The organism is Acinetobacter sp. YH01025 (genome assembly GCF_013420185.1).
GTDB lineage: Bacteria > Pseudomonadota > Gammaproteobacteria > Pseudomonadales > Moraxellaceae > Acinetobacter > Acinetobacter indicus.
The window spans coordinates 173,015-186,494 of sequence record NZ_VOYR01000002.1 but is presented as its reverse complement, the minus strand read 5'-3'; the positions used below and the strand labels follow the sequence as shown (position 1 = coordinate 186,494).

The window sequence follows — 13,480 nt, the reverse complement described above, 5'->3', positions numbered from 1 at the left end:
GCAGAACCCCATTAGCGGGGTTCTGTTTATAAAACTGACTTAGCTCAAGAGAACTGAGTTAATCGGTAAAATGTACTGGAATCCATTGATAGCTTTTGCCATCTTTTGAATAAATATGGCCGATGCCCGGGAATGGTAAATGCGCGGCCGCAATGGTCTGACCGTCTTTGGCATATTCAGCAAAATGCTTGAGACGAGTGGCGACCGCCGCTTTCGGGTCAATATCGAACTCAATGGCGGTTTCAGGCTTATCAAACTGAATGGTATGCGAATGTACAATATCACCAATAAATACCAGTTCCTGCTGCTCATGCTTTAATTTAAAACTGTAATGTCCCGGTGTATGCCCGAATGACGGTTTAAACTCGACACCACCAAAGGCCAGAGATTTATCGGAGAAGACTTTAATCTTTTTGGCTTTTTCATAAGGTGCTAAAGCCGCTTTGATTTTTTCCACCGTACCCAAAAAGCCAGCCTGTTTGTCTTTCGGTAGTTTTTTTACGGTATTGGGATTGAGCCAGAAATCATATTCAGTTTTGGCAATATGCAAGGTTGCATTGGGATAATTGGCTACACCATTATTTGAGATGCCACAGACATGGTCAGGGTGTAAATGTGTCAGGAAAACGCCATTCACTTGTTCAGGCTGATGGCCTGAGGCTTTTAAATTGTTATAGATTGAACCTAAGTGATCGCCAAAACAGCTGGCTGCACCGCTATCAACCAGATAAAGCTGGCTGCCGGTATTCACCAGAAAAGCATTGACGGAGGTCTGGATGCCTTTGGCTTGATCGGCATAGTATTTTTGCAGAATCTCGCTAACTTCCTGATCTGCCGCACCTTTAAATTGTGAGCGGTTGAGATAGTTGGTGCCATCGAGCAGGGCGGTAATCTGATAAGGCCCAAACTGATGCTGATAATAGCCCGCGACCTGTTTTTGTTGGGGGATGGTTGGTTCAACGGCTTGGACTGTGGTGATAGTTGTGGTGCTTAAAGCGAATGCTAGGAATAAGGGTTTTAAAGTTTTCATGGGATTCTTATTGGTTTCAGGAACATATTCTATTTTTAGCACATTGTTTAAAAAATTTCTTGGTTATAAAATAAACAATTATCCAATAAGAGAATCGCATGATTGAACCACAGGATTCAGTAAAACCTTTAGCTTATCTAGACCACAATATTTTAGACCTCTTTACAGAGCCAAAATGCTTATTAGGAAAGGATTCCGATTTATTTAAGCTCTTGAAGAATGAAGTACAAGTTGTTTATTCACCTATTACGTTAGAAGAAATTTATAGGTCAATTGTGAATGGTAAAAGTAATACATATGGCTTAGCATTTTTAAATGTTTTGAAAGAATTAGATGCACAATTTATTACTTTGATAAATGAAAATGGTAAAACTATCAATACAATTTTTAGATCTTGGGAAGAACCATTAGTGCATTTTAATTACTATGTTGAAAATAATTATCTAGATAAATTTATTAAACCGCTTAAAAATAACTTATTTGCTATTTATGGCGGGATTAAAGATTATAAAAAATTTGAAACGGAACAGCTTGAAAACTTTGAAAATATTTTGATTTTTATTGAAAGTTTACTAAATTATTTACAAATTTTTGAGAACAAAGATGAATATATTTGTGCAGAAATAAAAAAATACAAAGAAGAACTCCCAAAATTAAGAGCAGAAAAGCTTAAATATGAATCTCATATCAAATTATCTATACAACATTTGGAAGAATCTAATCGGACACAAGCTGCCAATAAAAATTTTCGAGAATCATTAAAAATTAATCACGACAAATTACAAAAAATTGAATTTCCAAATGTTTTAAACCAAATATGGGAAATGCTTCAAAAGAACAACCCGCAATTAGAAAATCTTGAATTAGATAAATTTTTTCAATTACAAAAGGATATTAACTCTGAAAAAGAATACTATATTTTTGAGAAAGTGAATCAAATATATACGATGCTAAATATGATTGGCTATTATCAAGATGAGGGTCTACATAAAGAAAAAAGATTTATAGCTTCATTTAGTGATATGTCTCACGCTTCTTATGGTTGTTTTTGTGAATATCTTTTTACTAGAGATAAGGCATTTTCTAAAAAAACAGCTGTCGCATATGAATACTTAAATATTGCTACTCAAATTTTTACAATTGATATTAATTAATTTCAATGATACCTAATAACAAAAAGCCCCTACAACGTAGAGGCTTTTTTCATCTTAATCTAACAATTAAGACACTTTATCACCCGGTTTAGCACCAGTTTCAGGTGAAATCACCCAAACACCATCGCCATTACCCGCAGCTAACACCATACCGTTTGAAATACCAAAACGCATTTTACGTGGTGCAAGGTTTGCCACCATCACCACCAATTTGCCTTTTAAGTCTTCAGGTTGGTAGAACTCACGAATACCGCTAAATACGTTACGTGGTTCAGCTTCACCCACATTTAAAGTGAGTTGAAGAAGTTTATCGGAACCCTCAACCGTTGCAGCTTCAAGAACTTCCGCTACACGTAGGTCAACTTTCATAAAATCATCAATATTAATGATTTCAGCTTCGCCCACTTTAGGTTCAGCTTTCTTCTCTTTGGCTTTCTCTTTTTTCTTTTCAGCTTTTGGTGCTTCAGCAGGCGCAGCTAAAGAATCTTTAGATGCATCGACCATTGCAGCAACAGCTTTTGGATCTACACGTTGCATCAATGGTTGGAACTGTGCGATTTCATGTGCAAGCAAAATTTGCTGACGCGATGCAAAGTTAAAGCTGTCTAACTGTAAGAACGCTTGAACTTGTTCTGCCAATGTTGGAAGTACAGGTGCAAGATAAACCGCCAATTGACGGAACAGGTTGATCCCGACAGAACACACATCATGCACTTGCTGTTCTTCGCCTTCAATTTTCGCAAGCGCCCAAGGCTTTTTCTCATCAATGTATTGATTGGCTTTATCAGCAAGCGCCATGATTTCACGAATCGCTGTTGAGAATTCACGTACTTCGTATGCTTGCGCGATTGAATCACCAGCGTCAATAAAGCTTTGCACCAGTTCAGGCTCGGCACAGGTTGCACTTAATGTGTTATCAAACTTGGTGTTAATAAATTTGGCACAACGACTGGCAATATTGACCACTTTACCCACCAGGTCAGAGTTTACTTTCTGCACGAAATCATCCAGATTCAGGTCAGAATCTTCAACTTTATCAGACAGTTTAGATGCGAAGTAATAACGCAGATATTCCGGATTCAAGTGCTGTAAATACGTTTCCGCTTTAATAAACGTACCGCGAGATTTCGACATCTTCTGGCCGTTTACAGTCAAGAAACCATTTACAAATAAACCGGTTGGGGTGCGGTAGTTGGCACCTTCCAGCATTGCTGGCCAGAACAGCGCGTGAAAATAGACAATATCTTTACCAATGAAGTGATAGACCTCATTGTCAGAATCTTTTTTCCAGTAATCATCAAAATTCAGGTCTGGACGTTTGGTTTTGACGTAGTTTTCAAAGCTCGACATATAGCCAATAGGTGCATCAACCCAAACGTAGAAATATTTATTTGGCGCATCCGGAATTTCAAAGCCGAAGTAAGGTGCATCACGGGAGATGTCCCAATCGTTCAGGCCATTGTCAAACCATTCATCTAACTTGTTGGCAATTGATACCGGCAAACGGCCTTCATCACGGGTCCATTTTTGCAGGTATTCACCAAAGTTTGGCAGTTTAAAGAAGTAGTGATCCGATGATTTCTCAACTGGTGTAGCACCGCTTAACGTCGATTTCGGATTTAACAGTTCAGTGGCGTTATACGTGGTTCCGCAGACTTCACATGAGTCGCCGTACTGATCTTCGGCTTTACATTTCGGGCAGGTGCCTTTAATGAAACGGTCCGACAGGAACATGCCTTTTTCCGGGTCGAACAGTTGTGTCACAGGACGCACGGCAATATTGCCGGCATCACGGTTCTTGATATAAATTTCTTGCGCGCGTGCCTTGTTGGTGTCGCTATGGGTGGAATCATAATGATCAAAATCGACCTTAAAGCCGGCAAAGTCACGCATATGTTCGGCCTGAACATTGGAAATCTGCTGTTCTGGTGAAATACCGTTGGCTTCAGCACGTAGCATGATGGCGGTACCGTGAGCATCATCCGCACAGACATAAGTCACTTCATGGCCCATTGCACGCATGGCACGAACCCAGATATCTGCCTGGATATAACCGAGTAAGTGGCCCATATGGATTGGACCATTGGCGTATGGAAGGGCGTTGGTGACTAAAATTTTACGCACGGATTAACTCTCTCATTCGTATTCATTATGCAATGTCCGCGATTTTACCTTAGATGATGCAGGCTTGCACAAGGGAATCGGTGAATTCTTTTCAGGACCGGATAAAATCTGCATTTCTGTGCCGAAAAAACAGAAAAAACCAAGTCTTTGACTAAGATTTATAATTCCTGTGGCTGCGCTGGCTTAACCTTCGTTTAAATACCCGTTAAACTAGGGCATTCGGTTGTATATCCAGATTTGGAGTAACTTTATGTCGTGGCTTTCTTCACTAAAATCGGTCTTTGCTCCTGCACAGGAGGTGAAAGAGGAAGAAATCCAGAAGGTACTGCAAAACTATGTACTTCCTGCTTCCCAAAACGCACTCAAAGAGCGTATTTCTCAGGTCAATGTACAGGGACAAATCCTGCAATTAACCATCAATACTTATCCGGAAGAAAAACAGTATTTGCAGCAGATTCATGATGAACTGGCCGATGCACTCGAGCAATGCGGCATCAAGGAACTGAATCTGCATGTGGTGCAGCAAAAAACCGGGGCGAAAAAAGAGGGCGGCTGTGGTCATAACCATGCCGAAGGTGAAAGCTGTTCCAGCAAGCCACAAGTTGCAGCAAAATCCAGTCTGCCACCTGTGGTCGATGCTTCGGCAAGTTCAGATGCGCTCAAGCAAGCCAATGCCAACTATCAACCCCAGCAAGAAGAAGCGCCAATTCAAAAAGCTGCACCGCAGCAGCGTGATGTGCCAAAACATCCACGTATTCAAAACGTAATTCTGGTGTCATCCGGTAAAGGTGGGGTTGGAAAATCAACCACTACCGTTAATCTGGCCTTGGCGATGCAACAGCTGGGTCTGAAAGTGGGTGTATTGGATGCCGATATTTATGGCCCGAGTATTCCAACCATGCTCGGCAATGCCGGCCAAACCCCGATGATTGAAGCCGAGCATTTTGTGCCTTTAGATGCTTATGGGATGGCGGTGCTGTCGATTGGTCATTTAACTGGTGATCATAATACCCCGGTGGCTTGGCGTGGACCAAAAGCTACGGGTGCCCTGATGCAGTTATTCAATCAGACCTTGTGGCCAGATTTAGATGTACTGGTGATTGATATGCCGCCGGGAACCGGTGATATCCAGTTAACCCTGGCGCAGCGTATTCCGGTCACGGGTGCCGTAATTGTCACTACACCGCAAAACGTAGCCTTAATGGATGCGACCAAAGGCATTGAGCTGTTTAACCGTGTACAGATTCCGGTGATAGGTGTGATTGAAAATATGTCGACGCACATCTGTTCTAACTGTGGTTTTGAAGAGCAAATTTTTGGGACCGGTGGTGGCGATCAACTGGCCGAGCAATACGATATTCCATTACTGGGCCGTTTGCCGCTGAATGTACAGATTCGTGAAAATGCCGATGCCGGTAAACCGTCTGTGATTGCCGAAGATGATGCAGCCGACAGCTATCGGGAAATTGCCCAGAAAATCATGGATAAACTGCCAAAAGCAGACAAAGACCAGAACCGGATTTTTTAATTCTGTAATGTAGTGAATAGAAAAAAGCCCAATCTTCAGATTGGGCTTTTATTTTAGGCAGATGATAAACCGGATGGCGTCGATTTTTGCTTTCTGGCTTGCAGCACATTAACAGCCACTGCAATCACCACCATGATGGTACCGGCAATATCGGTATAGGTTTCCGGAATAATCATCATTAAGGCACCCACCCCCATGAAAATTCGCCAGAACCAGTTTAAACCGGTTTTGAAATAGCCCTCGACCGCCGCGCCCAAGGCTAGAATCCCAATAACCGAAGTCACGGTAATGCTGACAATGGTGGTCCAGGCCGGGAAGGCAAATTCACGCGCATTAACGGCCACATTGGTGGTATCAATCATCAGCATGGCCGGGTTATATACAAACAGGAACGGCACAATAAAACCGGCCAGTGACAGTTTCAGTGCCTGAAAACCGGTCCGCATCGGGTCGCCGCCAGCAATCCCGGCACCGGCAAAGGCGGCCAGCGCCACTGGCGGGGTGATATTGGCAAACAGACCAAAATAGAACACAAACATGTGCGCTACCAAGGTCGGAATATCAAAATGGGCCAAAGCCGGCGCAGCCATGGTCGCGGTAATGATATAGGCCGGAATCGAAGGCAGGCCCATGCCCAGAATCATGGAAGCCAGCATGGTAAAGAACAGGGTCAGGAACAGGCTGCCCGCACCAATACTCATAATAGATGAGGTCATGACGGTACCGAAACTGGTCAGGCTGACCACCCCAATAATAATTCCGACCACTGCACAGGCCGCCATCACAGATAAAGACTGCCGGGCACCATCGGCCAGGGCATCCAGAATCTCCCGAATTCCCATGCGGGTAGATTTTCTAAAGGCTGCCACAATAACCGTAAGCACAATGGTATACACTGCGGCATAACTGACCGGAATTGACTGGAACAGGAAAAACACCAGCGCCACAATTGGAATCAGCAAATGTCCGCGCTCTTTCAGCACTTCTTTAACCCGGGGCAAATCTGCTTTGGGTACCCCTTTTAGGTTGTCTTTCCCGGCACGAAAATGGACTTGGGCCATCACGCCTAAATAATACAACAGCGCCGGCAGGGTCGCGGCTAGGGCGATGGTGCCATAACTGACGCCGGTGGTTTCCGCCATAATAAAGGCACTGGCGCCCATCACTGGCGGTAAAATCTGTCCGCCGACCGAAGCACTGGCCTCTACCGCACCGGCAAAATTTTTGTGATAACCAATCTTTTTCATCAGCGGGATGGTAAAGGAACCGGTACCGACCACATTGGCCACTGCCGTACCATTAATACTGCCCATAAAGCCACTGGAAATAACCGCCACCTTGGCCGGGCCACCCTGTTTATGCCCGGCCAGGGCCATGGCCAGATCATTAAATAATTTGCCCATCCCCGATTTAGCCAGAAAGGCGCCAAATAAAATAAACAGGAAAATGAAAGTCACCGATGCGCCAATCGCCGATGAATACAGGCCTTCGGTTTTCAGATACATCTGCCCGAAAATATCACTCACGGTATAAGGCCGGGTCAGCAACCGTTCTGGCATCCAGTTAAAATGACTGATAAAAGGATAAGCCAGGAAAATCAGCCCGAGAATTGGCAGCATCCAGCCCATGACCCGTCGTGCTGCTTCCACTACCAGCACCACGGTCATAATTGAAAACACAATATCCAGTACATTGGGAATCCCGCCGCGGGTGGTCATAATGGCCTGATATTCTTTCCATAAATATAAAAATGAAGCGAGAGAGGCGAGGGCCAGAATCCAGTCGAACCAGACCACATGCTGGCGGGAACTGGACTGTCGTGCCGGATAAAGTAAAAACACCAGTACCAGACCAATGGCCACGTGCGCCGAGCGTTGTAGCAGTTCTGGAAGCGGGTTAAAGGTAATAAACAGATGAAACAGCGAATAGCTGATGGCAATCGCGGCAATAAACCAGCTGACCGATTTGCTAAGAGGTTGGCGCGTGACCGATTCCCGGTCAAATTTTTCCAGCAGGGCCTGCTGTTCTTTTTCATCCAGCTGTTCAATGGTTACTTTTTCTTGTTGTGTCATACGCAGTCTCCTTGACCCCACCATTTCCAGAACGGTCGTTGCTGTACCGAAAAATGCACCACCGTGTAATCAGGAAAATCTTCGGCTATGGGCCAGCGTTTCTGATTGATCTGGAGCTGTCCTTGCATACGGCGTGAAATGGTCCAATGTAATTCTTTTAAATGATGATTGACCTGCATACGTACCTGGCCATTGGCTTGGCGCAGCACAGGATAATGATCCGGTGTACCGGCACCAAAGGACACCAGGTCGGTATGCGTTAAAATAAAATGCTGATCTTCACGCTGATAATGTTCCTGCCAGCGGGTTTTTTCTACCGAATGTTGCCACTGCAACTGAAACTGTTGCGGGCGAATCACACAGCTGGTGTTATGGCCTTTGTGACTCTCTTCAATCTTGACCAGGGTATAACTTTGCGGAAACCACAAGCCGAGCAGGATGATCAGCATCAACAGAAAAAGTGCAGCCCAAACTGCACTTTTATGGCTGAACATTAAGGTGCTGCCACCTCATCATAATAACGTTTCGCCCCTGGGTGCAGCGGTGCAACCAGACCTTGCTGGGCTTTTTCCAGAGTAATATCGGTAGCGGCCTGATGGGCATTTGCCAAATTGCCTAAATTGTCAAAGAAGGTTTTGGTCAGCTTATACACATCATCTTCAGACAGGTCGGAACGTACCACCAAGGCATTCATAATGGCCGCGGTCTGCACATCTTCTGTATTGCCATACGTGCCTTTTGGAATCACCATCGGCAGGAAGTAAGACTGGTTCTGGGCAATCTGTTTGACTTTGTCTGCATTAATACTCACCAGTTGCAGATCAAAACTCTGCTGTAGTTCCATCAATGATGAATTTGGAATACCACTGGTCAGGAAGGCCGCATCCAGTTTGCCACCTTTTAAGGCATCGGCGGCTTCGGCATAACCTAGGTAATCGACTTTGACATCGTCATAGCTAATCCCAAAACCATTCAGCAGGGTACGCGCATTAACTTCAACCCCGGAGTTTTGTGCACCCACGGCAATACGTTTGCCTTTTAAATCTTCAATAGAGCGAATCCCGGATTTTTTTGAAGCCACAATCTGCACATAGTTAGGATATAAAGCCGCAATTTGCTGCACATTGCCAATTTTATCTTTAAAGCTGCCTGTGCCCTGAATGGCTTCGGTCAGACTGTCACTCATCACAAAAGCCATTTCGACTTTATTCTGTTTTAGCAGGTTCAGGTTTTCAACCGAAGCGCCGGTGGTCTGGGTTTTGGAATTAACGCCGTAGGTTTTGTTATACAGTTCGGCCAGACTGGTCCCGATCACGTTATAGGGACCGGAGGCACCGCCCGTGGCAATACTGACAAAACGGGTTTGCAGTTTGTCGGCAGCAGCGGCACTGCTTTGTGGATCGGCCTGGGTGTTGTTCTGGCCTGGATCATTGGAACAAGCACTTACACCAGCTAAGGCCAGCGTCAGTAAGGTCAGTTGCGTCCATTTTTTCATTGACTTCTCCTGTGATTATTATCGTCATCCATTGTTGAAATATTGAAAGATTTCAAACTTAAAGCTGGTTCTGGTTATTCTGGTTAAGGCAGCTTGTTGAGTTAAAAATTAACCGAATAATTTGAACTTGAACAGTTTTTTTACGCATTTATACAATTGGGGGAGAGTAAAAATGGACTAAAAACCCTTGATACATTAGAGATGAACGGCCCAGTTTTGATGACTGTTATATATTCTTTAATATGTTTTTAAGCTTATGATAATTAATGATAAATATATTGTAATTGACTGTGTTTTTAGTTGAGGAATTTATCTGTTTTGCTGCACAATGAGGCCAGTTGCAATTTATTTTTTGCCTATGCCTTGCAACTCCATTACATTTGCAGCATTCGCGCATGAGGCTGGCTATGATTTCATGGTTTTTTATTGGTTTGGTGATCACCATCTTGTTGACACCTGGCCCAACCAACACCTTGCTGGCCTCTTCCGGAATTCAGGTTGGCATCCGTAAATATTTTCATTTAATTCCCGCCGAAGCCTTTGGTTATCTGATTTCCATTACTCTATGGGGCATGCTAATCGGGCAGGTGTCGAGCCAGTTACCGTTATTGCCCACTGTGCTAAAACTGTTTAGTGCGGTTTATATCATTTATCTGGCCATCAAGTTGTGGCGTACTGCCAATGTCGAACAGCAGTTTCAGCAGCCGACCATTCGCGCGCGTGAACTGTTTGTGGCCACTTTACTAAATCCGAAGGCCTTGCTGTTTGCTTCTGCAATTTTTCCGGCCATCGCCTGGACCAGCGCCGCACATTATGTGGCACATATTCTGATGTTTCTGATGTTTCTGATGTTTCTGATCCTGATTATTCCCATTGCATTTTTCTGGACCCTGATTGGTTCCTTTTTGGCCAGCAATAAAATCCGCTGGCTTAATCCGGCCAATCTGCAAAAAACAGCATCCTTGCTGCTGTTCAGTTTTTCAATTCCACTAAGTTATTCTGCGCTTTTAAGACTTTAAACGCCCCATCTGCAGCAGGCAGAAAAGTCGACTTCATGCCTGCTTATTTCCATTGGTGCCGATTTCAGTTAAAGTACAGCGCAGTAAAACATTCGCTTTTGGATAGAAATAAATGGCAATTAAGTCTGATCGTTGGATTCGCGAAATGAGCGAAAAACACGGCATGATTGAACCGTATGCACATAATCAGGTTCGATTTGATGAAAATGGCAACAAACTGATTTCCTATGGCGTTTCAAGTTATGGTTATGACGTCCGTTGTGCACGTGAATTTAAAGTATTCACCAATGTCCATTCTGCTATTGTTGATCCAAAAAACTTTGATGAAAAAAGCTTTATTGATATTGAATCGGATGTCTGCATTATTCCACCAAACTCGTTTGCCTTGGCGCGTACAGTTGAATATTTCCGTATCCCACGTAATGTTTTAACCGTATGTCTGGGCAAATCGACCTATGCGCGCTGCGGTATTATTGTCAATGTCACGCCGCTCGAACCAGAGTGGGAAGGGCATGTGACCTTGGAATTCTCTAATACCACCAACCTGCCTGCACGTATTTACGCGGGTGAAGGCGTTGCACAGATGCTGTTCTTTGAATCAGATGAAGTGTGTGAAACCTCCTATAAAGATCGTGGTGGTAAATATCAGGGCCAAACCGGGGTAACCTTACCGAAAGCCTGATAGTGGAAACTTAAAATAAAAACAAGCGAGCCGTTGTGCTCGCTTGTTTTTTCTCCAATTCATTCATCGGAAAAACGGGCTTTTTGGCCCGTATTTTTTTGCAATTGATAAATTATTACGCATAATGAACAACAATTATGACTTGGTAATCGCATGTTTTTAAGGATAAAAACACATAAATAAATAGCCAAGTTCTGGATAAATAAAAGAATGATGCGGAGCATCTGGGAATAGGATGGTCGAGATGACTGAATATGGAATTGGCCTAAATTTTAGAAAAAGTTGCTTAGCTGCCTTGGTCGGGATGTTGCTAAGTTCTCCTGCATATGCTTTACAGAATCTATCCGATGAACATCTGGCAAATACCACAGGTGAAGGGATTGCCTTGCTTCCTGAAAATTTCAAAATGGTATTTCAGCGCCCGAATGATGTGTCTGCGGCATCAAGTTATACCCGTAATCTCGATAATCCGGAACAATATGACACCGGTTTTATTCGCATCATTCCGGTAGGTGAAAATTACGATAATTTAACCCTCAGTCAGACTGATGCTGCCAATCAGAGAACCAAAGCGGATATTTTTATTTATGGTCTGGCGCTCTCTGAAACCAATAACAATATGAACCAGCGCTATAGTAATCAGGGGTTTGATTGGGGCAGTGCTGCGAATCCCTGGTTATTTCGCGCTGGTACAGCCGAAAATATCCGTCAATTTGACAGTGCGAATGCAGCGGCCGATATCAGTTATATTTCTTTAGAAGCTCCTTTGGCCAAAGTGGATGCTGATGATCAGGACAATAATATTAAACTTGGGCTTTGGTTAGATGCTTTTTCACGCAGCTGGAACTCAAGTAACAAGGTGGACCCAATTACGGGGGCACCTGTCACGACCGATGCGGTCAATGATCCTGACTTATTAAAAAATCAGCGAATTCGTTTGCAATTGGTGGCCAATGGTCTAAGCCTAAGTGGTTCACAGGTTCGACTGTTTCAAACCATGCCTTCTACCAATGCGGTAGAAAGTCAGACTTTAGGTATGGCCAGTCTTATCCGTCTGAATACCAATGATAATCCTGAAGCTCTAATTTATGAAAATACCCAGGCCAATAAAGAACTGCTCAATGCCAGAGGTTTGCGTATAAGTACAGCAACCCTCAATGATGGTACCGCGGTTACGCCTGCACTCGACCGTTCTTTAGCCCCAATTTTCCATGCTGAAGAGGGTTTGTATTTGTATAGCCCTAACATCAATTTAGTGCTCGGCAATATGCACCAACCGTTTATTTTGGGCTCGGAAGGCCAGAATATTATTTTAGAAGTGACCCGCATTCCGAATGTCCCTGAAATTTATAAACAGATTTATACCTATTATGCCGATATTGATGGTGATAACACCGAGATCAACCCTGCTGACTATAAAGGCTCAACCTGTAATGTTGCTTATTGTGGCTCTAATATTTCCCAAGTACTTTCAGGGGCAGGAACCACCAACTATCAGGGAACCAATGCAACACATAGCAGTATTTCAATTGGTAGTGTGACACGTGATCCGACCACGAATCTGTTAAAAGCCAACACTGCGAGTAATTCTACCGGTGTGGTATTTAGAAGTCCGCATGCAACTACAGCACCTGTAAACTTGGGCTCGGTGGCAATTGATGGTGTGCTGATCCAGCACTTGAAGTTTAAGACCACGGGACTATAAGAGGGAATTTGAGATGCTGAAAAAAATCTGCTTTCCACTGGCTCTTTGTGTCAGCACATTCAGTTCTGCTCAACTGGTCAGTTTAAATCAAGATGAACTGTTAAATACGGTCGGGCAGGGCGGTGCCGATTTAAGCTGGACGCTTTCTTTAAACCATAAATATGCCAATGACATGAGTCTCAAGAATATTTCCGAACTCAGTAATGGTGAGGTCACTACGGCAAATTATCAGTATGAATGTAGCAATGATGTGTTATGCCGTTTTGCTTTTTCTCCCAATAATCATCGTGATGAAAATGGTCAGAAGTGGCTGGTGTTTAAACAGATTCAAGGCACGATTCAGATTGATAAATTCTCCTTGGAAGGCACCACCATTATTAATAAGGATAAAAATCCACAAACAGCGATGCTGCTTAAATTTTATGATCAGCATCCTCTGAAAATCAGGAATCTAGGTTTTGCGAGTCTGGCGGTTGAGTCAGGTAATGAAGGTTATTTAAACAATACCCGATATACCACCTATAACAATGGTTCTCAGGTTCCTTCATTTGATCAGGGACAGGAACAGGGATTTATGGGACTGAATGTTCATGGCAACTTGCATCTGTCAGGAGATATCAAAATTTTCAGTTATAACTGCTCAGGAGCTGCAACCAGCCGCTGTTAAGCGT

11 protein-coding genes are annotated in these 13,480 nt (G+C 43.6%); 6 read left to right on the top strand and 5 right to left on the bottom strand.

What is annotated here, in order from left to right:
• Positions 1-58: 58 nt before the first annotated feature.
• On the bottom strand, positions 59-1,030 hold the full coding sequence (locus FTT89_RS03335; RefSeq protein ID WP_180172674.1) for an MBL fold metallo-hydrolase: 972 nt from the start codon (positions 1,028-1,030) through the stop codon (positions 59-61).
• Between the two features lie 98 nt (positions 1,031-1,128).
• Between FTT89_RS03335 and FTT89_RS03330 the strand changes: the two genes are divergently transcribed.
• Positions 1,129-2,184, top strand: coding sequence for a hypothetical protein (locus tag FTT89_RS03330; protein WP_016659352.1), 1,056 nt, complete (start codon positions 1,129-1,131; stop codon positions 2,182-2,184).
• Between the two features lie 66 nt (positions 2,185-2,250).
• Here FTT89_RS03330 and metG read toward each other — a convergent pair whose 3' ends face one another.
• Positions 2,251-4,308 carry a methionine--tRNA ligase gene (metG, locus tag FTT89_RS03325; protein ID WP_180172673.1) on the bottom strand — a complete coding sequence of 686 codons (2,058 nt, stop codon included), beginning with the start codon at positions 4,306-4,308 and terminating at the stop codon, positions 2,251-2,253.
• A 250-nt stretch (positions 4,309-4,558) separates the two neighbouring features.
• Here metG and apbC point away from each other — a divergent pair, with 250 nt between their 5' ends.
• Positions 4,559-5,836, top strand: coding sequence for an iron-sulfur cluster carrier protein ApbC (gene apbC / locus FTT89_RS03320; protein ID WP_005179565.1), 1,278 nt, complete (start codon positions 4,559-4,561; stop codon positions 5,834-5,836).
• 53 nt (positions 5,837-5,889) lie between these two features.
• Here apbC and FTT89_RS03315 read toward each other — a convergent pair whose 3' ends face one another.
• The 3 genes from FTT89_RS03315 to FTT89_RS03305 are packed head-to-tail and all read right to left on the bottom strand — an operon-like array spanning position 5,890 to position 9,403.
• Entirely contained in the window at positions 5,890-7,908 is a 2,019-nt protein-coding gene (locus FTT89_RS03315; protein WP_104484228.1) for a TRAP transporter permease, read from the bottom strand.
• The gene (locus tag FTT89_RS03310; RefSeq protein ID WP_180172672.1) at positions 7,905-8,402 is read right to left on the bottom strand and encodes a DUF1850 domain-containing protein; all 498 of its coding nucleotides are present in this window, start codon (positions 8,400-8,402) and stop codon (positions 7,905-7,907) included. Before FTT89_RS03310 ends, FTT89_RS03315 begins: the two co-directional genes overlap by 4 nt.
• A complete protein-coding gene (locus FTT89_RS03305; protein ID WP_104490423.1) occupies positions 8,402-9,403 on the bottom strand; it encodes a TAXI family TRAP transporter solute-binding subunit in 1,002 nt (333 codons plus the stop codon). The genes FTT89_RS03310 and FTT89_RS03305 overlap by 1 nt, the downstream gene beginning before the upstream one ends.
• Positions 9,404-9,810: 407 nt before the next feature.
• On the opposite strand from FTT89_RS03305, the gene FTT89_RS03300 reads away from it, so the two are divergent.
• The 4 genes from FTT89_RS03300 (at position 9,811) to FTT89_RS03285 (ending at position 13,476) form a co-directional block, all read left to right on the top strand.
• Positions 9,811-10,422, top strand: coding sequence for a LysE family translocator (locus FTT89_RS03300; protein ID WP_180172671.1), 612 nt, complete (start codon positions 9,811-9,813; stop codon positions 10,420-10,422).
• A 112-nt stretch (positions 10,423-10,534) separates the two neighbouring features.
• Positions 10,535-11,104, top strand: coding sequence for a dCTP deaminase (dcd, locus tag FTT89_RS03295; RefSeq protein WP_005179553.1), 570 nt, complete (start codon positions 10,535-10,537; stop codon positions 11,102-11,104).
• Positions 11,105-11,348: 244 nt separating this feature from the next.
• Complete coding sequence (locus FTT89_RS03290; protein ID WP_180172670.1) at positions 11,349-12,809, top strand: hypothetical protein; 1,461 nt, start codon at positions 11,349-11,351, stop codon at positions 12,807-12,809.
• Between the two features lie 13 nt (positions 12,810-12,822).
• Positions 12,823-13,476, top strand: a complete 654-nt coding sequence (locus FTT89_RS03285; RefSeq protein WP_005179550.1) for a hypothetical protein — start codon at positions 12,823-12,825, stop codon at positions 13,474-13,476.
• Positions 13,477-13,480: the final 4 nt, after the last annotated feature.